Origin of the sequence: Sphingobacterium psychroaquaticum, assembly GCF_900177625.1 — a bacterium.
GTDB classification, from domain to species: domain Bacteria; phylum Bacteroidota; class Bacteroidia; order Sphingobacteriales; family Sphingobacteriaceae; genus Sphingobacterium; species Sphingobacterium psychroaquaticum.
Genome location: NZ_FXAU01000001.1, coordinates 356,021 through 382,251, shown reverse-complemented (window position 1 = coordinate 382,251; position 26,231 = coordinate 356,021). Strand labels below are relative to the sequence as shown.

Below are 26,231 nucleotides of genomic sequence, written 5' to 3'. Positions count from 1 at the left end.
TCTCTACTATGTCCTAAAATCACCGCTTCACGACAAAGAAACCTTTATCGCGTTTCCATTGACCGTTTTCATCTTTGACATCGATGTAATAGAAATATGTACCATCGATAACATGATCTGCGGTAAAGACGCGCTCTCGGTTATCATAACGCTCGATCACCTTCAACACCTTACCTGATTTATCGAATATCGTTACTTTATTCTCTGGATAATCCTGAATACCTTCAATCAAGAAGAAATCATTGATACCGTCTCCATTTGGCGACAACGCTGGTTGTACCCGAATTGGAAGCTCCGCGTCGACATTGTTCTTCACTCGGATGGTCACCGAAACAGGTGCTGCCGACTCATAGTTTTCATTACCCGCCTGACTTGCCGTTACCACAACTGTTCCCAAGCGTAATACCTCAAGATCCAATCCGTTGATCCGCGCAACCATAGGTTCATCCACAGTGAGCTGTACTGGTAACCCACTACTTGCTTTTACATCCAACGATACCTTAGCAGCATCGCGATCTACGACCGCAGGCGCTGTCATCGTAATCTGTTGCTTCGCTTTACGTATCGTCAAGTTTGCCTTAAGCGATGTGCCTAAGTAGTTTCCAGTTTCAACAATAGTTGCCGTAACCTGATAGGTTCCCGCATTTACTTGATTGTTATTCTGGTATTGCACTGCGACCCCAGCAGGCAACGTACCTTGTAGTGCCAACGATTTCGCCGAACCGTCGTACGTGAAGCTCGCATCCTTCAGACTTAAACCTGTAAGCGTCGCTTTAGCAATGGTCATCGTAGCTTTCAGCGTTTGTCCGTTATAGTTCACACCACCATTGACCGTTGCAGTAACCTCATAAGTGCCCGCTTCTGTTTTAGCATTGCCCGCATAGCTTACCGAAGCACCTTGCGGCAATGTACCTTGTAGTGCCAACGACTTCGCGGAACCGTCGTACGTGAAGCCAGCGTCTTTCAAGCTTAAACCTATAAGCGTTGCTTTGCTAATAGTTAAGTTTGCCGCCTGATAATCGATCGTATAGTTTATAGCTGCTAAATCCACGTTACGAATGTTATAGTCCCCTACATTCTCTCCTTTATCACGAGTTATCGAGCCCATAACAACAGTCCGTAGATCCCCATTTTTCAAGCCATCAACTTGATAAGTAAGCACAGGATCCAACGCTCCAAACACCTTTGTCTGCGCATCTGCAGTCACCCTCAACGTCGCCTTTCCAACCACCAAGTTTTGGCTGGATGATGGCGCTGCCAAATAGACTCCGTTACCCGATTGAGATGCTGTAATCATCGTTTGACCAGCAGATTTCACCTTCACTTTCCATTGTTGACCCTCTTGATAGACCTCGGCTACAGCTTTATCACTAGAAATATAGGAAACCGGTAATCCCGAACTCGCGGTTGCGCCCAACACCGCATCCGACACACCATAAACCACGGGAGGTAATGAAGCAAAAGATATCGTCTGTTCCCCCATCGTCGTTGCTTCAACTTTCGTTTCTACACTTTGGTTACCAACATGATCTTCCGCCAGTAGATAAAGTGTATAGCTTGTTCCATTTGGTAAGTCCGTATAAACAAAGGCTTCTGTCCCACGTTGAATTGTTTCAAGTAGTACCTTTGTTCCATTTTTAGGTTGTGCAAAGAGTTTATACTGGGCAAAATCAGATTCTGAATTGGCATTCCAGCTCAACTGCACCCGACCATCTCCACCTACCGCAACAAAGCCTGTCGGTTTGGCTGGAGGAGTTTCATCAAGAACAATCCCGTCATTATATAGTGCGGAAATATTATCCGCCTCATCTTTAAATCTTGCATATACAGTTTTCATCCCATCACCGGCAGGTAATGTCAAAGCTTTCGATGCAGCAAAGGATTCCCAAGACGACCATGTCGTTCCATCATTCGAAAACTGCATCATCCCCGAAGGCTCAGTTACAGTGAGAGTAAGCCGTACATCACGCGAACCCGTAAAAGATGCGCCACCATTGATTGCTAAAGTTCCGCTAGGTGCAATACCGTCCACAATAATCGTCTTGTTATCACTGAGAGAACCCGCCGCTTGCGGTGCTGGGAGTGTGCGGATTGCATTCCTATTCTGGGCATCTGTTATTGATCCACCCTGTAGGGAAATTGCTTCTGTAGATGTATAATCCAGATGGTTGGTAATATCACCATCTTGAATTTTATAGTTAAACGTTAGCGCATCAGTACCACTACCTGCTACGTAATTAGCTTGTACCGAACCGTTCTGCAACTGTAAAGCGATTGACGGGACGCCCGAGACAGTCACCGGTTTAGTGAACTGTACCAAAACGGGAATATCCTTTCCGATACCGTATGTGCCGTTACGTAAGGTAGAAGTTACCTGTGTAACACTCACTGGAGCATGAAGCTCTGCCGTCGCCGTTACTTCGCACCCATTGGCATCGGTAACGGTCACCGTGTAAACACCTGCTGAAAGACCTTTCGCCGTTGCGGCGCTACCCCCCGAAGGCGACCAACTATACGTATAATTCGGCGTTCCACCTTGAACTACCACAGAAGCACTTCCGTCTCTTGTTCCAGGCGCAGAAGGCGAAGTAATATTGCCTATTGAAGCCAGCAGTACGCTAGGTTCTGTGATATTAAAAGTATATGATTTCTGACATCCATTTGCATCCGTTACTGTCGCAGTATGTATACCCGCAGACAGATTAATTGCGGTTTCTGTGGTTGAGGAAGAGCTAGACCAGCTATACCGGTAGGGTTCCGATCCTCCGGAAGCCGAAACCGTCGCCGATCCGGTTGCCCCACCGTTACAGGCAATATTTGTCTGCGCAAGAGGATTAATAGACAACGCGGAGGCAGGCTGACCAATGACGACCGTGGCTCTTCTCATGCAACCGTGCGCATCTGTCACCTCCACTTCATACGCCCCTTTTGCCAGCCCAGAAACGGTGGCCTCTGTGCTGTTGTTATGCGTCCACCGATACGTATATGGCGCTGTCCCTCCATTGGGAACTACCGTTGCCGTTCCAGTACTTGTTCCAAAACACAAAACATCCGTTTTATCAAATGTAGCTTCCAAAATATCCGGTTGCGTTATCGTAACTCTTTTCGTTTCGACACAGCTATTGGCATCCACGACCGTTACGGTGTATGTGCCTGCCGGAAGCCCAGTCGCTGTAGCATCAGTCCCACCCATAGGTGCCCAACTATATGTGTATGCACCCGTTCCGCCCGTTACGTGCACTCTTGCTGCGCCATTGGAGCCACCGTGGCAGGAAACATTGTCTTGCCTATCGATAGCGATCTCTATTGGATCCGGTTGTGTAATCGTTATGGTCTGTGTTACCTCACAAAGGTTTGCATCTGTGACCGTAACGGTATAAGTTCCTGCACGCAGTCCGGAAGCCATTGCCCCAGTACCTCCTGATGGCGCCCAACTATAGGTATAGGATCCTGTGCCGCCTCTCACATATACACTAGCTAAGCCATTTCCTCCGCCATAGCATGAGACATCTTGGTGCTCTGCAGGAATAGCTTGTAGCGCTGATGGTTCTGTGATCGTAAAATTCTTTGTTATTGAACAGCCGTTTGCCGCTGTAATCAGAACACTGTAACTACCAGCGCTTAGATTGTTTGCGACATCCGAATTACTAACACCACCTGTCCATACATACGTAAAAGGTCCTGCTGCCCCCGACGGTATTACACCGGCAGATCCCGTTGTTGACCCATTGCATAATATATTTGTTTGGTATGTGCTTGCTACCAAGGTATTCGTTGTTCCTATTGTAAAGTTCTTCGTAATCGAACAACCATTAGCGTCCTTAATCACACAGCTAACAGGCCCGGCTGCCAAACCCGTTAGTATCTGTGTTTTAGCACCTGTACTCCATTCATAGGTATATGGTGCCTTACCACCAGATGGAAAAACTGAAGCCTCTCCACCAGTACTACAGGTTGCACTTGTCTGACTCGTCGATGCTTTCAACTCTGAAGGTTGCGTAATTTCAAAATCAAGTGTCTTAAAACACCCTTTGGCATCCGTCACCGTTACCGTATACGTACGGGCTGCTAAATTGGAAGCGGTAGCTTGAGTTCCCCCACTTGGTGACCATGCGTAAGTATACGGAGCCGTTCCTCCTGTCACGTTGACTGTTGCTTTACCATTGTTTTCTCCATAGCAGCTTACATTTTCCGTTCCCCCATTACTCAACACCAACGCTGAAGGCTGCGTAATTTCTACCTGTAGAGACTTTGTCACATTTTGAGCATCCTTGACCGTCACTGTATACAAACCTGCAGCAAGTCCCGAAGCAGTTGCTCCAGTCCCTCCCGAAGGAGACCAACTATAAGTATATGACCCTGCGCCACCACTTCCTTTAACGGTCGCAAATCCATTACTCCCACCATTGCAAGAAACGTTCTCCTTCGATTCCAAACCAAGCTCCAGGGGAGTACCTGGATTATCTGGCAGAACCATCCCAGAATCCTTTACCCACCTAAAGGCATCAAAGCCAACATACCGAAAGCCCCCATTTGCTGTTATCCGCAATTCATCGATAACAATATTGGAAAAGTTCATTCCATTTAGATTGGTCAAATCAATGAGCGTATATCCGTTTGTTGCCCCCAGACTCGTCATGAAGCCACTACTCTTTGTTGCAGAAAACTTGGTTACCCCCGACAATCTCCCTGTAATGGTTACTGATCCTTGAACGTCTAAGCTTAAATTCAATGCAGATAAGTACAACCAAAATCTATGGACTTTAAACAGATTTGATGTTGTTTTGATACTGAAAGAGGGTGGACTTTGCGTGTCGTTCGCGTTATCAATATATCGATTATCATTCGCTGTCCCACTCCAACCCGTCCCAGGATAATTTCCTTGAATATCGAAAACACTCACGTGAGAGATAATTTTAAACTCCACCCCGTTGTCGATAAATGTAGTACTCCCATTTGACTCCGTCTCAAAAAGTTCGGTTGTTGCTTGTCCAAAGACAGTCGCAGAGAAAAATAGCGACAACAGCACAAACAAACAAGAAGTCAAGCGTTTCATATTCATCCGTATTTTTTTTAATCCTTTCATCGCGTCAGACCTATAGTAAACCAATTCCACCCACGCGATACCGCAAACCGACCTCATGCGTATTATTTGAAATCCGCTGATTCATAGTTGGACTTTTCGGACTAAATTGGTAGCTGTAGCCGATGCCGAAATTGCCAAAATTAAATTGCAGTAATCCAGAGAGGTCACCTTGATTCTGTACGCCCATACCGACCCCAATCTTACGTGCCATAAAGACCAGCGCACTAACATCATAACGTGGGGTCAAATCATCCATGTGACTCACGATAAAGGATGGTCGGATATGGAATGCATCGTCCAAACGAAATAAAGCCCCTCCGGTGATGTAGTATACATTCCGAAACTCGTACTCGCGGTTGGCATCCCGCTTCAGCGAAAAACGCGGCATGGACACACCCACATAATAACGGTCCTTTCGATAGTAGGAAGTACTGATGCTCAAAATACCATTTGTTTCCCGGATGTTATCCCGAAATGCAGGGTCATTCGGATCGAGGTGGTTGTAGTTCCCCTGGAAGTACAATAATCCTCCCCCCATCGAAAGGCTCAAATACTCATCCTCGGATAGACGCACCGCTTTGGCGGCAAAGACCGAAAATTCACTTTCTTTTACAATTCCGAGTTCGGAGTGTTTCACATCCCCTCCGACAGAAAGACCAATGGGCTTAATTACCGCATTTCCGGTTGCCCATATAGACTTCGGTGCGCCGTCCACACCAACCCATTGACTACGCCCCAACACGGAGAAACTCCCCCGATCATCCATTGTACTCAGCGAGCTATTAAATGAGTTACGTAATTGTCCAAATTGATTGTAACTAATGCCGTGCTGCGCCCTACCTATAAAAGGTAGAGACAACAACATAGCTCCCATGATTATATTTTTTAGTGTTTTCATTTTTTTGTATTAAGTAGAAAGTATGAAGTACGAACTAGAAAGTAGGGAGTACGAAGAACTTTACGCTGTACTCCCTACTCTGTACTAAAATCACCGTTTCACTACAAAGTAACCCTTATCCCGTTTCCATTGCCCATTATCATCTTTGATATCGAGGTAATAGTAATATGTACCATCAATCACATGGTCGGCGGTAAACACATTCTCCCGATTGTCGTAGCGCTCGATTACTTTCAATACCTTTCCAGATTTATCGAAGATCGTCACCTTGTTTTCCGGATAATCCTGGATTCCCTCGATCATCAAGAACTCATTGATTCCATCTCCATTCGGAGACACCGCCTGGTGTACACGAATTGGAAGTGGTGCATCGGCACTGTTCTTCACGCGGACCGTTACCGACACTGGCGCTGCTGCCTCAAAGTTGGCATCCCCCGACTGCGTTGCTGTTACTACGACCGTCCCCAAGCGTAATACCTCTAGATTCAACCCATTAATTCGGGCGACCATAGGTTCGTCTATCGTTAGCTGTACCGGTAAACCGCTACTTGCTTTTACATCCATTGGTACCGTACCAGCATCACGGCCAAGTACCGCTGGCGCAGTAAATGTGATTTGTTGTTTCGCTTTCGTAATCGTTAGCTTCGCTTTCAGCGTTTGTCCGACGTAATTCACACCGCCATCTACCGTAGCAGTAACCTCATAGGTTCCCGCATCCGTTTTCGCATTGCCAACATAACTTACCGAAGTACCTTGCGGCAACGTCCCTTGCAGTACTAATGACTTCGCGGAACCGTCGTATGTAAAGCCTGCATCTTTCAGACTTAAGCCCGTTAGGGTCGCTTTCGTAATCGTTAGCTTCGCTTTCAGCGTTTGTCCGACGTAATTCACACCGCCATCTACCGTAGCAGTAACCTCATAGGTTCCTGCATCCGTTTTCGCATTGCCAACATAGCTTACCGAAGTACCTTGCGGCAACGTCCCTTGCAGTAGTAATGACTTCGCGGAACCATCGTATGTAAAGCTTGCATCGTTCAGACTTAAGCCCGTCAACGTCGCTTTCTCCACAGTCATCGTAGCCTTATGCGTCTGGCCGATGTAATTCACACCACCATCTACCGTAGCAGTAACCTCATAGATTCCCGCATCCGTTTTAGCATTGCCAACATAGCTTACCGAAGTACCTTGCGGCAGCGTCTCTTGCAGTAGCAATGACTTCGCGGAACCATCGTATGTAAAGCTTGCATCGTTCAGACTTAAGCCCGTTAGGGTCGCTTTCGTAATCTCGAATACACCCGGCATATATTTCAAGGTATAGTTCGCATTCGTCGCTAGGTTAGCTCCTAGAATAGCATAACTGCCAACCTCTTCACCCGGCTCACGTGTTAATGTTCCCGAAACCACATGATCGGTGTCATTAAATTGTAACCCATCGACATCATATATCCAAGCCGGATCCATCGTTCCAAACACCTTAGTTTCATCCTTTGCGGTAACGGTTAATAGTGCAGGAGTAATCGAAAGATTATTTCCAGTATAATCAAGGGTATAATTTGCGGCGTTCAGGGTATTGCGTGTAATCGCATACACCCCAACGTCCTCTTGTCCGGCAGCTCGACCTAACACGCCCGTCAACACTGATTTATCTTCATTATTTACAAAACCGCTGACGGTGTAGGTAAATACAGGATCATTCGCGCCATATACCTTGTTACTTGCATTAGCGTCTACCACTAACACGGCAGGCGTAACAACAATAGCACCTGCTTTATGCGTGATGGTATAGTTATTTGACGTCACTCCAGACACTAGTATTGGGTATGTTCCGACAGACGAACCCGCTACTGCAACCGTTGTCAATACAGGAGTCGAAAGCAAATCAGCAGCAGCATCACCGTTAACAAAACCATCATAACGGGCGGTCAACACTGGCACCATCGCTCCATAAACTTTGGTTATATCATTGGCAATCACGTTCAACGGTGCTTTAGTCACATCAATTCCACGAACAACATCTGGCGCGGCCAGGTAAGCAGCATCTCCTGCTTGTCGAGCCGTAATCAAGGCATTTCCAGCCCCCTTAATCTTAAGTTTCCACTTATTTCCGTCTGCGACATCGATATACGGCTCGGCGATCAAATTATTCGAAGACGCATACACGACCGGCAGTCCAGAAGTCGACACCGCCGTCAAAACAAGATCCGCCATACCATACGACACGGTGTTCAATGGATCGAATGTGATGGTTTGCTCTCCTTGTGTTGTCGCCGTAGCGCTCGCATACGGTCCCTCATTGTCGACTACATCAACCGCACGCAAGAAGTATGTATACGTCATACCATTGGTTAATCCTGTATGGGTATAGCTGGTCTCACTTTCCGTTAAGGTGGCAACCAGTTGTTCGGGTTCACCCGCTTTCTTCGCCGTCAATCGGTAGCCCTTTAAATCGACTTCCATATTTTTATTCCACTGCAGCACCGCTTGTCCATTCCCTCCTTTCGCCTGAAAACCTGTCGGTTGAGCCGGTGGAGTTTGGTCGTATATTACACGCAGTGTATTCGACCGCACATTATCATTCCCTCCTATATTTTGTACAGAACCTGCAGGTAGGTATATCGTAAACTCGCCTTCACGAGCAGGCGAAAGTAAGAAAGTATAGGTAATATTGTCAGTCGTAGAAAGATTAGAAACCGTTGTATTTAAAACAGATAAATCACCCACTGACAGACCTACTACAGCTTCAGAAAATGTCGCAGTCACAATAAATGGTTTATTCGTTATACCAATACTTGTTGTAAGCGTAACTGTTGGTGGAATAGTTGAAACCCTGACGCCTGTCGTGGAGGCAACATTGTTTAAGGTTAACAACATACTATTACCGGCTGCATCGGTGATGGAGCCCCGTTCAATAACCACCTCTCTACCTAGCGTAATACCATCCAAATCGGTATCACCTTGTTTTACAACATACTGAAATGTAAGCGTTCTGTTGTTATTTCGTACATACGTAGCCTTTACCATAGCAGAACCGATGGTAATCGGAATATAATGTGGATGGTCAACCTGCCCTAAAACATGTACCGGTTCACTCATCGTTAGCTCGAAAGTCAGCACATCGTTTGTCTTATAGTAGCCATTGGCTGGCACACTTACAGCAGTCACTACAGGAGCTGTTTTATCGATGGTAAAAGAAACAATTGTTGTATTACCAGCCGCATCCGTTACAACCAACGTATAAGACCCTTCTGCCGAAACAATCGTTCCTGATGTAAAGTTCGCTCCATTCAAAGTAGCATTACCTTCGTCATAGGTAATTGTTCTATTTGTATTATACAATTCCCCATTCGTAACACCTAAAACTACAGGAGGTTGCGTATCCACGACAATATTATCATGCAGGGTAGTACTTACGTTCCCTACCGCATCCCTTAATTGGGCCGAAACGGTTTTTGCACCATCTCCTTCTAGTAAGATCCACGATCTCGAAACACTGAATGTCTCCCATCCGCTCCAGCTTACACCATCATTTGAAAACCGAATCTGCGTATTGCTCTTATTGGAGGTCAGGCTCAAGGTGACTGCCCGATGATTTGTATACAACGCACCATTGTTAATTAAGATCGTACCCGTTGGTGCTACGCCATCGATCACCAAGTTCTTATTTGCGCCCAGCGAGCCCGATGCTCCAGGTGTCGGTAAGGTTAATAGGGCATCCTCTGTCAAACCATTTTTAATCCTACTGTCATTTAATTCCAGCGCTGATGTTGATTTATAATCTAAATCTGACGACACATCCCCCGCTTGTACGACATAGGTAAATGTCAGCGTGGATGTTCCACTACCTGAGAAGTAAACTGCCTTTTGATCGTTCACGCCCGTTTCCAGTAAAAGTGTAGGTGATCCTCCGCCTGTTGTTACGGTAACGGGTTGATCAAATGTAACGTCTATTGAAATCGCACTACCCGTGCCATATGCAACGTTAGCCATAGGAGAACTTACATTCGTAACTTTCGGGTTGGTAGCTGGTGTTACGATAATCGGAAACGACGTACTAGCATTTTTAGCTCCACCGCTACCTGTATTACCATTATCGTTCACATTGACGGTCATCTGTTGGGACACAATCCCTGTAACAGTCAATGTCAAACGCCCCATAGCGATAAATGTATTGATATCTACAATACTTCCCGTTAAGGTTATGGTATTCGTTTGTGTTTGCGAACTAACCGTTACCCCGGATCCCGTAGTTGCATTCAACGAGCCCGAAGGTATTGAAAAAGTCGCCGTTACAGGCGCTGCTCCAGCATCGATATCAGCAAACGAAATCCCCGTTATCGTGGTCGCAACATGTTGCTTAACCGTTATCGTTGACGGAACCGTAACTGTAGGTGCATCATTCACCGCCGTTACTGAAATAGAAACCGTTGCTATATTGCTGTCCGACGTACCGTCATTGGCCTTATAGGTAAAACTATCCGTTCCGTTGAAATTTGGTACCGGTGTATACGTAAACGAACCATTTGCACTTAATGTCAACGTTCCAGACGAAGGCCCCACAACCAAAACGGCCGTCAATGCATCGCCATCCGCGTCGGTATCGTTCACCAAAATCCCTGGTGCAGCGACCGTCAACTGCGAGTCTTCATTAACAGTATAAGCATCACTATTCGCTATCGGCGCGGTATTTATTTTGGTCACACTCACCTGCTTGGTAACGGTATTACTGGTTTCCGCTTCCCCTGTAAGGGTAAAAGATACAGTGCGCGTTGCTAAAGTTGGTGCACTACTCGAATTGCTATATGTCACTGACTGCAATGCGCGCTGCCATTGTTCCGGTATAGCTGTTGCGCCGTTAGAGGTAAGTTTCATTTCACCCGTACTAGCGTTAAAGCTTGCCGTTATATTCCCCATCGTCGCCGGATTGTTCGTGAAGGACAAGACATCTTGCGCCATTTGTAAATTACCTGTGATAGCTACTTTCGCGCTGGAAAGACCTTCTGGTTCTAAACGCACGATCGATAATGCCGGATCGATAGGCACGGCTGCGCCCGGTGTTTCTGCGTTTGTCATATAACTTGTTGTACCTGCACTTGCGGTCAAGGTTAGGTTTTGTGGACCGAGACGAATCGCATCCGTATATACCGTTTTGGCGCCACTTAGCCGTACGCGGAACCAGCGCGGTGAACTGTAACTCGCATTCGTCACCATCGTCGAAGTGGTTGCCTGACCTATATCCACGAAATCTACACCATTCGCACTTTCCTGCCATTGGTAATAACAGGCATCCGATGTTATGGATAAGATGATACCATTCTTCACGATAGCCGACTTGGTCGGTGCATCAACATTCCAAGCAACCGCCAGTTGTTCCAACTGAGCCAAATTGCTATAGATATCGTTAAAAACAGTAAGCGGATGGTTAAACACCTGCTGACGCAAGGTCTGCCGTGAGCCCATCACCGCTAACCCCACATTCATACGTGCCTGATACGCGTCCTCATCGGGAGAACTTATCATCTTTGATTGCTTAAAACCAGGGGGCAGATTTGGATTCAAGGAGGCCGAAGAAGACACAGCGGGCATACTAAGGTTCCAGGCATCTTTATTTAGTAACAAAGCTGCTTGGAGTTTTTTTGCTCCACTTACCATTTTATACGCAAACAACTGATCCCCGCCGATACCGAAATTAAAACTCCCCAGCGTCTCGGTTACCGCTCCATGCGTCGCCGTTTTGTCTCCGACCTTGACCACCACCAAGGTACCACCTTCTAATGGCGTTGTGGATTTCCATTCCAAAATCCCATCAGTGGGCGATTGCGCAACGGTCTGGAAAATGGTCTGCCCTACATCCGTCAAACCAAAGTCCGTAAAGAAAATAGATGTATTCGCAGGTAGGTATTCCAACAGGATAAAAGAAAATTGATCTTGCTGCCCTTGCGGATTGCCCGCATCGGCGATTTGGTACCCCGTAAAAGCGAGTACACCGTAATCATCCGTGCATTGGGCATAACTAGTGCCCGTCTTTACAAGCAGCAGCATAAGAAGCAAGCCACTGCAAAAAAGACGATATATTGTATTGCTCTGGATCATGATCGGAAATTAAAACTGGGAAGGAAAAATGCCGTAAAGGCATATAATAAAACTAACCGCGAGAGAAGGTTGCATATTCTCATGTGGCAAAGTTGCGCCCGCAAGAGCCGTTACCCCCTTTGTGAACGCGCCTGTTTTATTTGTTGATGCGGTCTTACCATACTGTTTTAACCCCGGTACAATGGCCGCATGGCGCCCCAAAGGGCTACCGGAATCTCCCGAAGCACTCGCATTTCCATATTTTATTCTCTTGCCCCCTGCTGACTCGGGTGTCAAATGTGTATGCGTCGGCAATTGTGTTGACAGTATGGTGGTCGTTTCTGCTCCAGCCCTTTGTCCCAACGTATAATTAGGTTGTCCCGGACTTTGCCCCAGTCCAATAGGCAGACGCCCACGAAGATCAGGTAACATAAAAGTCGTTTGACCATTTCCGCCAAAGGTGGTCCCCAGCAACGTATACAAAGTCTCATTTTCACTGATGCTCATCTCTTTTCCATCACAAAAAGCCCAACCCATCGGAGCATAATCGCCGGCAAACATCTTTATCTCACCAACATAAGCCTCAACAGGAGAGCCTCCATCTCCTCTTACAGGAAATATACCTTCGGTAGCAATACAGAAGTTCATCGCCAAATAAGGTTGCATATTATTATGAGGCTGTGTACCTCCGGCTGGAGCAAGTACAATATGCTCTGTTGCTCCAGATTTTGGAACACTGGTATACAACTCTTTACCCGTTGCTTCTGCTACATAGCTCTGTGCGGGGCTCGCCGTATTGGCAGCCGTCGCCACATTTGCTTTTCCTTCAAAGGTATGTTGATGCGCAGGTATTTCATTAAGCCCTAAAGTCACATTCGATAGACCTACTTTATCCCCCACATTCCGAGGACTTAAGCCAGGACCCTGACCCCTACCTATTGGCGCATTCCCATTCATACTAGGAAGTCCTACGGTAGTCGTTCCATCGCCTCCAAATCGTGTTCCAATAACAGCAGACAATGTTGAATACGCTTGTACAGGTAATATCGCACCATTACAAAACGCCCAACCTATAGGTGCATAATTGCACCCAAATATTCTTATTTCTCCAACAAAAGGTTCCATAACTTATGATCTTGGGGGATATATACCGGTAAGTGCAATACAAAAATTAAGTGTTAAAAAAGGCTGCATATTATTGTGAGCCTGATTCCCACCTTGCAAAGAGGCGTTCACATCAAGCGGGTATTCCTGCATCACTTCGTCCTTGGTCGATGAAAAACGATTGTTATACTGTGGGTTCGTTGCGGGATAATTATTGATCGGGGAGCTTTGATTTGCAACGTCCCCAACTTGCTCCTGTATAGTCAGCTGTCCACCATGGTTGTGCATAGGCATTTCCTGCATCGTCAAGGTATGCGCAACCTCCCCCCCAGGCTGCCCTTGGGGATAAGATCCTCCGGGAACCCAGCCTATCGGCACCCGTCCGCGGAGATCCGGTAAGCCAAAAGTGGTTCGGCCGTCCCCGCCATACATAGTACCTAATAGCGAAAACAAAGCCGTATTTGTTGAAATATTTAATATTTGTCCATTACACGGAGCCCAACCTTTCGGCGCAAAGGCATACGGAAAAAGACAAATCTCTCCCATATAAGGTTCCGTTCCGCCAAAGGTACCGTCGGCACCTAGGCTTCCCATCGCTCTTCCTGACAGCAGTAAACTACCCAGCAGTAAACCACTGTTCTTTAAAAAATCTCTACGATTATTATTATCCATAGTCTGTTAATTCGGTGTTGTAGTAAACCGCCATTAACAGCACATTCGCTGACATATGGGTATGTCAGTTTCCAGTGTTTTTGGTTAATCTTAACAACGGTTAATCAAAATAACGCAAAGAGAGGGGACAATACCAAGAGAAAAAAGGGGACAAAAAGGGGACACTTTTATAACAGGTTGATTTACAGCTCGTATAATTCAAATAAATGTTGTAAAAGGAAATAATAAAAACCAGCTATTTAGACATCAACTGAATCACTTTAACATGCGATTGGAAAGCCTTCCAGAAGGTAGAAAACTCCACGTAAGGGATATTATGTTCGCGGCATGTTTGCTGGACAATACGATTTAAAGCAGGATAATGCACATGGCTTATTTTAGGGAACAAGTGATGCTCTACTTGAAAGTTCAGCCCCCCCAATATCCAGGTCAGCACTTTACTTTTCGTGGCAAAGTTAGCCGTCGACTGGATCTGGTGCACCATCCATTCTTCTTCTACTTTGGCTCCTTCGATCGTTTTAAATTCGGTTTCCGTCACCACATGCGCCAACTGGAAAACAGTCGCCAGGCTAATCCCACAAACCACCCCTGCAATAAGCAAACCGATCAATGTAGGTAACCAACCAACAAACAGCACGGGAATAACAATAAACAAAACAAAATGTAAAATTTTACTCGTCCAAAAGATCACTTTCTCCCGCAGCGGGAAATGAAAAGTATCCGAGCTCCCCCCCATCTTTTGGCGGAAGTATTTCTCATAATCCTGGTAAAAAATCCAGGCCAGATACGACACCCCATACAACAAAATAAAATAAATGGGTTGATAACGGTGGTGCTTTTTGAGTAGCTGATCGTGATGTATACGCATAAACTTCACCTCGATATCATGATCTTCGCCATCAATATTGGTATAAGTATGATGCGCAATATTATGCTTTAGTTTCCAGAAATAAATATTTCCGCCCAGCAGATTTAAGGTGTACGAAAGGACGGTATTCATGTTTTTGTTGCTCGAAAAGGAATTATGCCCCGCATCATGCATAATATTAAAACCGATTGCGGCGAGGTTAACACCAAACAACATGCATAGAACGATATGGATTGCCCAATGCAATGGCAAGAACACCAACGCTATATAGAGTGCAATAAAGGTGCTCAATAGCACCGTCGCCTTGATAAAAATCCGTCTATTTCCCGTTTTCTTTTGAAAAGTATGACTGAAATAATCGTTAATCCGAAGCTTTAGCGATTTGGAAAACAACGCATTAGCATTGTCAAATTTAATAGATTTACTCATTTTACTTGTTCAGAGAAGGGAATAGCGTTGCTTAGCTTTTCGTACAATTAACTGTTAATAATTTTGTCGAAGATACGGTTTAAAATCAGTAAACTCCGAAAAATAAACGTTAAGCAATTGTTAAAGAGAAGCTTAAAAATTCGAATTGACCTCGTTTTTTAGGGTATTATTTCGTACCATTGTATAACAATGAAATGGTTATCAACGATATTACTGGTCTATGTATTGGCGCTTACGCTGATGCCGTGCACCGATAATGACCTGGTTCCTCCATCTCAGATGGCGGCAACTTCGTTGGTACAACATAACCACCAAGCAGAAAAAACAGGTTCGCATGATCATAAACAAGATAGCTGCTCTCCATTTTGCAGCTGCTCCTGCTGTGGCATTACCTTAAGCACCATATATTTCCAAACCATTCATGTCGAAAAACCTTTCACGACCTTCCTACCGATGGAGATCACCCGTGAAAAGTTCCCTTTAATTTCCAATATTTTAGAAAACATCTGGCAGCCTCCCCGGGTTTAACAGAAGAGATTGTATTTTCTAAGGATGTAAACAAAGGTTCTGTATAAAACAGATTCTTTTTATTGGATATTAACATTTTCAATGTGTTAGATAAAATCATAAATTTTAGCATAAAGAATAAGGTTATTATTGGTATAATGACCCTATTGCTTATCGTCTGGGGGCTTTGGAGTGCAACCAAGCTACCGATAGACGCCGTACCTGATATTACGAACAATCAGGTGCAGATATTCACCTCCTGCCCTACTTTGGCCGGACAAGAGGTGGAGCAACTCGTGACCTTTCCGATTGAACAAAGTATCGCAAACATTCCGGATATCGAGGAGATACGCAGTATTTCCCGCTTCGGTCTTTCTGTTATTACCGTTGTTTTTAAAGAAAGTGTCGATATTTATTTTGCCCGCCAGCTTATTAATGAGCGGTTACAAGAGGCCAACGAGGACATTCCGAAAGGTATCGGAACACCAGAAATGGCACCGGTAAGTACCGGTTTGGGTGAGGTATATCAATATATTATTCACCCCAAGAAAGGGAGCGAACACAAATATAATGCGAAAGACCTGCGCGAGATGCAGGACTGGATCGTAGCGCGACAGCTCTACGGTACGCCCGGCATTGCCGAAGTAAATAGCTTTGGCGGCGAATTGAAGCAGTATGAGGTCGCGGTAAATCCGACGCGCCTGCTGGCCATGGGTGTCAGTATTCCCGAGATCTTTACGGCCTTAGAGCAGAATAACCAAAATACGGGAGGCGCCTATATCGACAAAAAACCAAATGCCTACTTTATACGAGGTATCGGCCTGGTTACCTCCTTGGAGGATGTCGGCAATATCCCCGTAAAGACCAGCGGAACGGTTCCCATCTTCATTAAGGATGTTGCCGAAGTACGCTTTGGTAGTGCGGTTCGCTATGGTGCATTGACCTATAACGGTGAAGTGGATGCCGTGGGTGGTGTGGTGATGATGCTGAAAGGTGAAAACAGTAATGAGGTTGTCCAGCGCGTTAAAGAAAAGCTGCCAACCATTCAGAACTCCCTCCCTAAGGATGTGGTCATCGAAGCATACCTCGACCGAACTGATCTGGTGGATCGCGCGATCAATACGGTCCAACGAAACCTCATTGAAGGGGCGTTGATTGTGGTTTTTGTGTTGGTGATCTTCTTGGGTAATCTTCGTGCAGGCTTAATTGTGGCTTCTGCCATTCCCCTCTCCCTGCTATTCGCCTTAGGCTTAATGAATGTCTTTGGTGTGAGTGCCAATCTGATGAGCTTAGGTGCGATCGACTTCGGCTTGATTGTGGATGGGGCAGTCATTGTCGTCGAAGCAACTTTACATCACCTGGGCTTGCGCAAAACAACACATAGGCTATCCCAAGCGGAGATGGATCAAGAGGTTTTTGACTCGGCTTCCAAAATACGGACACAGGCTGCCTTTGGGGAGATCATTATCCTGATTGTTTATATTCCGATCTTAACCCTGGTGGGTGTCGAAGGAAAAATGTTCACCCCAATGGCCAAAACCGTCGGTTTTGCCATTTTAGGCGCGTTAATTCTGTCATTAACCTATATTCCAATGATGTGCGCCTTGTTCCTACCACGCACCGGTCATACCAAGAAAACATTTAGCGATAAGATGATGGATCGCCTTCATGCGGCCTACGCACCGTTATTGGATAAAGCGATCCGGTTTAAATATATGGTGGTGGCCACCACGGTTGCTGTCTTTGCCATTGCTTTGCTCTTCTTTTCGCGCATGGGTGGCGAATTCATCCCGCAGCTGCAAGAGGGGGACTATGCCTTTCACTGTATTCTGCCACAAGGGAGCTCGCTCAGTCAAAGTATTGAGACCTCCATGCAGGCATCCCGCATTATCAAATCATTCGATGAAGTTAAGATGGTGGTCGGAAAGACCGGATCGGCCGAAGTGCCAACCGATCCCATGCCGCCAGAAGCAACGGACATGATGGTGATCCTGAAACCCGAAAAAGAATGGAAATCGGGACGTAGCTATGCGGAGCTTGGGGATGCCATTATGGAGAAGCTGGAAGTTATTCCGGGCGTATTCTTTGAAAAGAACCAGCCGATACAGATGCGTTTTAATGAACTGATGACGGGTATTCGTCAAGATGTCGCGGTTAAGATTTTTGGCGAAAATATGGATACCCTGGCCATGTATGCGCAGCAGGTAGCTACGGTGGTTCAATCGACGCCGGGCGCTACCCAACCGCAGGTCGAGCAGGTTGCGGGACTTCCCCAGATTAATATTACTTACGACCGAACGCGTATGGCAAACTATGGATTAACGGTACAGGATGTTAATGATATGGTGAGTACAGCCTTTGCCGGTCGCAGCACCGGTGTCGTCTACGAAAACGAACGCCGCTTTGATCTCGTGGTACGTCTGGATAGCACGTTCCGCAGCAGCATAGACGATGTGAGCCACCTGATGATTCCGGTTGCCAATGGGCAACAAGTGCCTTTATCGCAGGTTGCCGACATCGATATGAAGCTCGGTCCGGCACAGATAAGCCGAGAGGCGGGCAAAAGGCGTATTGTCGTGGGCTTCAATGTCGCTGACCGCGATGTACAGAGTGTCGTCAACGATATTCAACAACAACTATCGGCCAAGGTTCCCTTACCAACGGGATACTACTATACCTATGGGGGGCAATTTGAAAACCTACAGCAAGCCAGTCAACGGTTACTGATTGCGGTTCCCGTGTCCTTGCTTCTTATTTTCCTGCTTTTGTATTTCACCTTTCACTCCATCAAGCAGGCTATCCTGATCTTTACCGCCATACCGATGAGTGCCATCGGTGGAATATTTGCATTGATGTTGCGCGATATGCCTTTTAGTATCAGTGCAGGCATTGGTTTTATTGCCCTCTTTGGGGTCGCCGTACTGAATGGAATTGTACTGATAGGTAAATTCAACCAGTTGGAAAAAGAAGGAGTCACCAACATATTAGAACGTATAAAACAGGGCACACAAATCCGACTTCGTCCGGTCCTGATGACTGCCACCGTCGCTTCCTTAGGCTTTCTACCTATGGCATTAAGCACCAGCGCAGGGGCTGAAGTACAGAAACCACTAGCCACCGTGGTTATTGGCGGCTTAGTTACAGCGACCTTCCTAACGCTCTTTGTGTTGCCGCTCTTATACTTATTTTTTTACACAAAATTTAAACCCATGGGCAAGAAAGTAATACCGAGCACGCTGCTGGTCTTGTTCTTTTTTAGCGGACTTCTATCCACGCAGGCACAGGAACGCATGACACTGCAGCGTGCCCTCGAGACTGCCATACAAAATAACCCGCAGCTACGGGTAAATAACCTGGAGATTCAAGCCGCAGAAGCCTTACGGAAGACCAGCGGGGAGCTTCCTAAAATGGATGTGAATATTCAAGTGGGGAATAATGAAGGATTTGAGTTTAACGATGGGATTACTATTGCACAGAATATCCCCTTCCCGACCATTTTTAAAGCGAAGCGGGGCTTGAATGAGGCCCAAGTAAAAGCACGGGAATGGGCAAAAGCTGTCTCCGTCAATGAACTTCAAAAGGAGGTACGCTCCTATTTCTATCAGTTGGAATACCTACAACATAATGCACGCGAACTGTACACCTTGGATAGCATCTACACCGACTTTACACGGATCGCGCAACTGCGCTATAAAGCGGGTGATACCAAAAAGGTCGATATCAGCACGGCGGAAGCAAAGCGCGGTGAAATAAACCTCCTGCTGCAGCAAAATAAGATGCTGCACGACAATGCATACAACAGCTTAAAGATGTTGATACGCAGTCCGACAGATTTTCAGGTTGTGAGCTCGGGTGCTTATGAACCCATGTTGCTGACCACCGTCGTAGATACCACCGTGCTGGAGCAGCATCCACAGGTTCAAGCTTGGTATCAGGAAGCAAAAATAGCAGAAGAAACCAAGAAGGTGGAACGTGCAAGTGGCTTGCCGGACTTTACGCTGGGCTATAATAATATCTCTTTGATTGGCCCACATGAACGTAATGGCGTCGAGAAATACTACGGCCGGGGACAACGCTTCAACTACGTGGATGTGGGAATCGCCATTCCGCTTACGTTTGGTGCCACCAAGGCACGTGTACGGGCGCTCGATTACCAGCAACAAGCCGCTGTGCAATCGGCACAATGGCAGCAGCAACAGCTACGCACAGAACTCCAAAATGCGATGAACCAATACACGCAGAATGTAGCGCAATACCGCTATTTCAAGGAACAAGCCTTACCCAATGCACGGGATATCATCGGCGCTGCCCAATTGGGATACCAAGCAGGAGATATCTCCTACGTGGAATACCTTTTCGCCTTGCAAACAGCAACCGATATACACTTAAACTACCTGCGCAGTATTCAGGAGGTCAATGCATCTGTAGTCCTCATTTATTCACTGATTAATCAATAAAGAACGATGTTATTTTCTATATATAAAATTAGATTGGGTCTTGCGGTAGTGCTGGTCACCTATAGCCTGACCGCGTGTAACCGCAGCACAAAAGAAGCGCCTGCAGATACCAAAACTGAAGTGGAAGCCGATGACCATGACCATGAAGGAGCTGAAGCGACCACCGTGGCGACACTGACAACCGAGCAGATTAAAGCAGCAGGTATTGCGCTCGGTGAGATCAGCCAAAAGAATCTGACCGCAGCAATTCGGGCGAATGGTGTCTTGCGGATACCGAACAATAACCGCGCGAATGCGACCTCACTCTACGGCGGTGTAATTAAGACGCTTCCGATTGAAACCGGAACGTATGTCCGCAAAGGACAGGTCATCGCGACGATCGTCAATCCGCAGTTTATTCAGTTACAAGAAGATTTCCTGACCACGAACAGTGAAATTGTCCTGGCAGAACAAGAACTGAGGCGGCAACAGGAGCTAAATGAAGGCAGCGCCGGTACCAAGCGGAATTTACAGACCGCCACCGCACAGCTCGCTACATTACGCACCAAGCAGGCGTCACTCCGCCAGCAGATACAACTGATGGGATTGAATCCGGCGGCGGTAAGCACCACTTCCCTCCGTTCAAGCTTGGTGGTGACCAGTCCGATCAGTGGTATAGTAAATAATATTTTTGCAAAAATTGGTAGCTATGTTGATGTTTCTTCCCCTATTGTTGAAATTGTAGACAACGATATGATCCACCTGGATCTGCATGTCTTCGAGCGCGATTTGCCGAAGATCAAAATCGGACAAACGATCAACTTTACGATTACGAATAATCCGACGCAGACCTACACCGCGAAAGTATCTCGCATTGGTGCTTCTTTTGAGAATGAAAGCAAGACCATTGCCGTACATAGTGTCGTAGTGGGTACGAAAAGTGGATTGATCGATGGGATGAATACGATGGGAACGATTAGTCTCAACGATGTGAAAGGAAGTGCCCTGCCAAACGAAGCTGTTGTGGAGGCTGGCGGGAAGTACTATATTTTTGTGCAGACGAACAAAGAACCGGAAAACGAACATGAAGGTCACGACCATGGAACCGAGGAGAAGGAAGCGCACAACCATGCCGCCGAAGCTAAAGGCAATACGGTGAACTTTGAGAAGATTGAGGTCTTGAAAGGGGTTTCCGATCTGGGCTTTACGGCGATCACACCGGTATCCGATCTGCCGCCAAATACCAAAGTTGTGGTCAAAGGTGCATTCTTTATCCACGCGAAAATGGCCGGTACAGTTGGACATAGCCATTAGTTTGGTTGATGGTTGGTAGAGCGTAGTTGGTAGATTGTAGTTGGTAGATTGTAGAAAAGGACACGAGCCGAAGGCTCGCGCTAGCAAGATTGTGACTTCGCTAGTTCGAGCCTGCCTACCGCAGGCAGGCTTTTAGCTCGGACTTATCTTACCTTTTCCCATTCAAACTAACGCTACTCATTCAAGCGGAGGCGTCTAAAAAGCCTTTAGACACCTCCGCTTATACCTCACTCAATCTTACAACGCAGCTCGTACGACGTCTGCTAAAGGAGTTGTTGGTCGGCCGATCAGTTTAGATAGTGTTTTACCATCATCAAATAAATCACCTTTCGCAGCACCACTATCCCATCCGGCGATTGCTTCTGCCAATGGAGCGGGTACATCGAAAGAGATCAGCAGATTCGCATATTCTTGCTCCGGTAAATTCATATACGGAATATCCTTACCTGTCTGTTTAGACACCTCAGCCGCTAGATCCGTCAATGTATACGCCGTATCGCCTGCAAGCTCATATGTTTTGCCTTGGTGTCCCGCACTTGTCAAAACGGCTACCGCCGCAGCCGCGTAATCGGCACGCGCAGCCGAAGCAATCTGACCATGGCCAGCACTTCCCACAAAGGCACCTCCAGCAATTGCATTGGCAATAGAACCGGTATAATTCTCGGTATACCAACCATTACGTAAAATCGTATACGGTACCCCGGAAGCTTTTAGTAACGCTTCGGTCTCCACATGCTCCGCAGCGAGGCTTAGACCGGATTGATCTGCATGCAATAAACTTGTATATACAATCCATGTAACACCAGCAGACTGCGCCGCCCGAATCACATTTCCGTGCTGCTGTGTCCGTGCACCAACCTCACTACCCGAAATCAACAACAAAGTATCAATCCCGCTTAAAGCATCCGTCAAAAGATCTGCTTGATCATAATTAAAGGTACGTGCTTCAATTCCAAGATCCGTTGCATTCTCAGGGCTTCGAACCAAAGCCACTAAATCTGTTGCGACCACTTTACCTTTTAATCCTTCGACAACCAAACGTCCTAATTGACCGGTTGCTCCTGTTATTCCTATTTTCATCTATTTAAAATTTTAATTTATTTTTTTATGATTTTACTTTCAACCCGAAACGTTAAACAGTTTCTATTATTTTCCTACAAACTAACAACGCCCCAACTATTAGACACAAGATTTAGCTACGCTGAGCCCTTCGGGGTTTGTGGCTCTACTATCGACCCAACTACAAACAACGAACTAACAACTATTAGACACAAGATCTTGTGTCTCTACAACTACAAACCACGAACTACCCAACAACGAACTAACAACTACAAACTATACTCCCCTCTTAATATGTAATAACTTTTGTTACATTAATAAACAAAAAAATTACCTAAACTGTTTTGAAAAATCTGCTAAAGACTTGTTTTTTAAACTTTCCATCACCAATGCATCCATCTCCGTGGATAGTAGATCCAATTTGTTATTCATTTCCTTACCGACCGGACATTTGGGATTGGGATTTTGATTTTTCTTTCCCAGGATTGCGGCATTTTTGACCAATGCATAAATATCAGACAACATCACTACCGTACTAGGCTTCGCCAATTGCGAGCCCCCATCCTTTCCCTTTCTACTGATAACCAAACCTTGCTCTTGCAACATGCCCAGCTCTTTACGAACAATTACAGCATTGATATTAATACTGTTTGCAATCCACTCCGAACTCAACCATTCCTCCGGATTACAATCCAATAAGCTTAAAATATGTATAACTGTGGCAAATCTTGTATTATTCATTTCGATACAAATGTACAATCTATTTTAATATGTAACAATTATTATTACATATAGTTTTATTATATGAGTTTTCTTTGACAATAAGTATGCCTTCCACTTAAATCTGACTCAAGTAATCGTTCAAACTCCGTTCTGTTTCCATATCCATTTTCCGTCGTAACCGATAGCGATGTATTTCTACCCCCCGAACCGAAATACTTTGGAGCTGTGCTATTTGTTTCGAGGAGAAATTAAGCCGCAGATAGGCACATACTTTAAGATCATTTCTTGACAATTTAGGATGTTTTGTTTTCAGGCGGTGCAAGAAGCCATCGTTCAGTTCGTCAAAATGTGAAGCAAACTGATCCCAGTGCGCGGTGTTTTTTTCAACATCCTTCAAGAGTGTGGTAATCTTTCGAAGATCTTCACCTTCATCCCCTTTGTCCAGTTTCGCCAACTCAACTCTTAGTTTACTCAACGCGCCCGAATTTTCCATCAGCTGCATACTGGTACTCGCCAGTTCCTTGGTCTTCGACAGCACCTCGTGCTCCAATTTTTCATTTTGGAGCTTAACGATTTCTTTTTCATTCTTCTCTATTTCCAATTGGTGGATATAGCGTAGTTGCGCCAATTGTGCATCAAACTTCTGCTGCTGCTGAAGCCATACTTTCTTCTGCCAGATCACCAAGCCATATAGTCCAACCACAACCCCCAACGCATACAAAGCAAAAGCCCATACTGTCTTGTACCAAGGCGGTAGAATAACAAAAGAGTACGCTACAATTTCGGATTCTTCATTCAAGTTATTACGCACCTTCACCCTAAAGGTATAGGTACCGTTGGGAAGATTCGTATATTGTTTTTCTGTACTGGATATCCAAGCCGACCACTCTTTATCATACCCGTCCAATCGGTAACTATAGGTTACGTTTTCATGGATACCGTAGCTTGGCGCGGCATATTCAAAGATGTAAGCATTATAAGAGGCCGCAAGTTTCGGAATCTTTTCGGCATGTTGGTACTGACCCTTTTCTCCACCGTCTTGAAAATAACCGTTAAAGATGATGCTATCGCGATCACCAATAGCGACAACGGAAGAAAGGAGCACTTTGGGTTTAAACTTCTCTTGGGAATATTTTTCGTAATTGATATGGATGATTCCTTTTTCGGAACCGATGTAAACATTGTTTCGGTCATAGGGGTAGATATTTTCAAAACCAGACGTATATAAACCCTCTATCTCCGGAAAGTAAGTGATTTTATAGTTTCCATTGCCCGCATCCCGATGTGCAATACCAATTTTTTTTCCACTACAGAACCAAATATTCCCGTCCTCATCCGCGGTGAGGTATTTTATCGGCATCCCCGTAAAGACGGCAAATTTAGCATCGGGAACAAATCGATTAGTCGCCTCATCAAACTTGTAGATACCATGTCCCGTGGCAAAAAGCACCGTACCATTTACGCGGAATACATAATTTTGAAAATCCGATGGTAAGCCTTCCTTTTCCGTATACAGGGTTGCCACATAGCTATCTAAGCTCCTGGAAACATTAATTTTATAAATACCCCGATATGGATGGGAAGCCCAAATATTACCGGCGGTATCGCGTTCTAGAAAACGATACGAATCCGACACACCCCGTAACGTTGATTTCCACACAAATCCATGCGGTGTTAAGGAAATTAAATCAAGGCCGGTATACGTACCTACCAGCGCCTCCTGTTGTTCTCCTGTTGTTAAAGTCGGTAATACCGTCCAGGAGCCTGTTTTTAAAGCAATCGGTCGCACCTGATCGTGATCAACTTTATACAACCCGCGATTGTGCCCTAACAGCAAGGAGCCCTCCCAGGTATCTAATCGCCATGCCTCGCCGCCATCGCTCCCTTTTATCAAGGAGAACGTGCCGGGAGACAAACTATGATCCGGGATACCGGCCGTCAATGGGGCTTGGTATACGCCATTGGTGGACGACATGTATAGACGCCCTTGATAGACCCGCGTGGAATAACCCGTTACATCGTTTTCCATATTGGGACGAAAATAACGAACAGCACTTCCGTAACTAATAACAGCAATGGCATTATCCACGGCAGCCCATATATTTTTCTGTTGGTCTACGAAAACGGCCGAAACATTTTTATTCTGCAATCCTTCAACTACCCCGATACGCTGCTTAAACCGACCGTTCATATCGCGTACGATGCAACCTTCCGTAGCCGTTGCGACAACATACGCCTGCTCGTCGATTTTTGCCGCTGACGGGGTATAAAAATTCTGCCAGGTAGAAGTCTCCGTTCTATAAATCTTATCGCCCTGTAATATATAGCTCTTGTTATTCAAGGTTGTCAGCATGATCTTATCCTTGGCTATCTCAAACATATCGGACAATTTAATGCCCTGGAAAGGGTTTACCTCCCCGACGCTGCGCCACTTGGCGTCTGTAAATTCCAAAAGCCCATCTTCGCGGTCTTGCGCAAACAACCGTCCATCAGCCATTCCCATAAAATCCCACTCCACACGTGCCTTATGTACTTTGATCTTCCCCTTTTTAAACTCAAACACCGCATTGCTTGCACGAAAGAAAACGGAAGGTCCCTGCACCACCGTATTCCATATATCCGCAAAATTATGATACGCCTGCGGTACCTTTTCCTGGAGCGACGTATACTGTAAGCCTTCTCCCTGCGCCGCCTCAAAGTAACCAAACTCCCCTTGTCCCCCCACATATATCCGATCGTTATCATCTATAAAAATAGACCGCAAAATAGTCTGGTTGGGTAGTGTATACCGCTTCCAATACTTCCCATCAAATGTGATGAGCCCTTCATTATTTGCAAAGTACATGATCCCTCGGCTATCCTGCTTGATATCCCATGTCCGGCTTCCCCCTTGAAAAACAACCTTATTGTAGTTGTTTACTAACGGAAAACCAAGCGGATTTTGCGCCATAACAAGAGAAGGGCACAGCAGCATCAAAACCAGAAAAAAGCGAATTTCAAATAGCATACTAGGTTGATTCGGATAATGTGATGTAGCAATGAAGTATCACAAATATAATAAAATCA

At 45.8% G+C, this 26,231-nt stretch carries 12 protein-coding genes; 3 read left to right on the top strand and 9 right to left on the bottom strand.

Translation table 11 applies throughout. The annotated features are described in order from the left end of the window. Nucleotides 1-19 precede the first annotated feature (19 nt). From B9Y69_RS19060 to B9Y69_RS01490, 6 genes are all read right to left on the bottom strand, one after another. Nucleotides 20-5,086: an MBG domain-containing protein gene (locus tag B9Y69_RS19060; protein WP_144036478.1), complete on the bottom strand. Its 5,067-nt coding sequence runs from the start codon at nucleotides 5,084-5,086 to the stop codon at nucleotides 20-22. Between the two features lie 10 nt (nucleotides 5,087-5,096). Further along, nucleotides 5,097-5,984: a PorP/SprF family type IX secretion system membrane protein gene (locus tag B9Y69_RS01510; RefSeq protein WP_085471245.1), complete on the bottom strand. Its 888-nt coding sequence runs from the start codon at nucleotides 5,982-5,984 to the stop codon at nucleotides 5,097-5,099. A 90-nt stretch (nucleotides 5,985-6,074) separates the two neighbouring features. Next, on the bottom strand, nucleotides 6,075-12,074 hold the full coding sequence (locus B9Y69_RS01505; protein ID WP_085471244.1) for an MBG domain-containing protein: 6,000 nt from the start codon (nucleotides 12,072-12,074) through the stop codon (nucleotides 6,075-6,077). Nucleotides 12,075-12,083: 9 nt separating this feature from the next. Continuing rightward, nucleotides 12,084-13,178, bottom strand: a complete 1,095-nt coding sequence (locus B9Y69_RS19255; RefSeq protein WP_085471243.1) for a phage tail protein — start codon at nucleotides 13,176-13,178, stop codon at nucleotides 12,084-12,086. 3 nt (nucleotides 13,179-13,181) lie between these two features. Next, a complete protein-coding gene (locus tag B9Y69_RS01495) occupies nucleotides 13,182-13,829 on the bottom strand; it encodes a phage tail protein (protein ID WP_234991039.1) in 648 nt (215 codons plus the stop codon). Nucleotides 13,830-14,064: 235 nt separating this feature from the next. Further along, complete coding sequence (locus B9Y69_RS01490) at nucleotides 14,065-15,126, bottom strand: fatty acid desaturase family protein (RefSeq protein WP_085471242.1); 1,062 nt, start codon at nucleotides 15,124-15,126, stop codon at nucleotides 14,065-14,067. A 189-nt stretch (nucleotides 15,127-15,315) separates the two neighbouring features. Here B9Y69_RS01490 and B9Y69_RS19050 point away from each other — a divergent pair, with 189 nt between their 5' ends. From B9Y69_RS19050 to B9Y69_RS01480, 3 genes are all read left to right on the top strand, one after another. Beyond that, nucleotides 15,316-15,654, top strand: coding sequence for a DUF6660 family protein (locus B9Y69_RS19050; RefSeq protein ID WP_134433450.1), 339 nt, complete (start codon nucleotides 15,316-15,318; stop codon nucleotides 15,652-15,654). 83 nt (nucleotides 15,655-15,737) lie between these two features. Continuing rightward, on the top strand, nucleotides 15,738-20,090 hold the full coding sequence (locus tag B9Y69_RS01485; RefSeq protein ID WP_085471956.1) for a CusA/CzcA family heavy metal efflux RND transporter: 4,353 nt from the start codon (nucleotides 15,738-15,740) through the stop codon (nucleotides 20,088-20,090). 6 nt (nucleotides 20,091-20,096) lie between these two features. Continuing rightward, nucleotides 20,097-21,383, top strand: coding sequence for an efflux RND transporter periplasmic adaptor subunit (locus B9Y69_RS01480; RefSeq protein WP_134433451.1), 1,287 nt, complete (start codon nucleotides 20,097-20,099; stop codon nucleotides 21,381-21,383). A gap of 237 nt (nucleotides 21,384-21,620) precedes the next feature. Here the strand turns inward: B9Y69_RS01480 and B9Y69_RS01475 are convergent, their stop codons facing one another. The 3 genes from B9Y69_RS01475 to B9Y69_RS01465 form a co-directional block, all read right to left on the bottom strand. Beyond that, the gene (locus B9Y69_RS01475) at nucleotides 21,621-22,463 is read right to left on the bottom strand and encodes an SDR family oxidoreductase (protein WP_085471241.1); all 843 of its coding nucleotides are present in this window, start codon (nucleotides 22,461-22,463) and stop codon (nucleotides 21,621-21,623) included. 309 nt (nucleotides 22,464-22,772) lie between these two features. Then, entirely contained in the window at nucleotides 22,773-23,183 is a 411-nt protein-coding gene (locus tag B9Y69_RS01470; protein WP_085471240.1) for an Rrf2 family transcriptional regulator, read from the bottom strand. Between the two features lie 97 nt (nucleotides 23,184-23,280). Continuing rightward, nucleotides 23,281-26,172 (bottom strand): ligand-binding sensor domain-containing protein, encoded by a 2,892-nt coding sequence (locus tag B9Y69_RS01465; protein ID WP_085471239.1) that lies wholly within the window; start codon nucleotides 26,170-26,172, stop codon nucleotides 23,281-23,283. Between the last annotated feature and the right edge of the window lie 59 nt (nucleotides 26,173-26,231).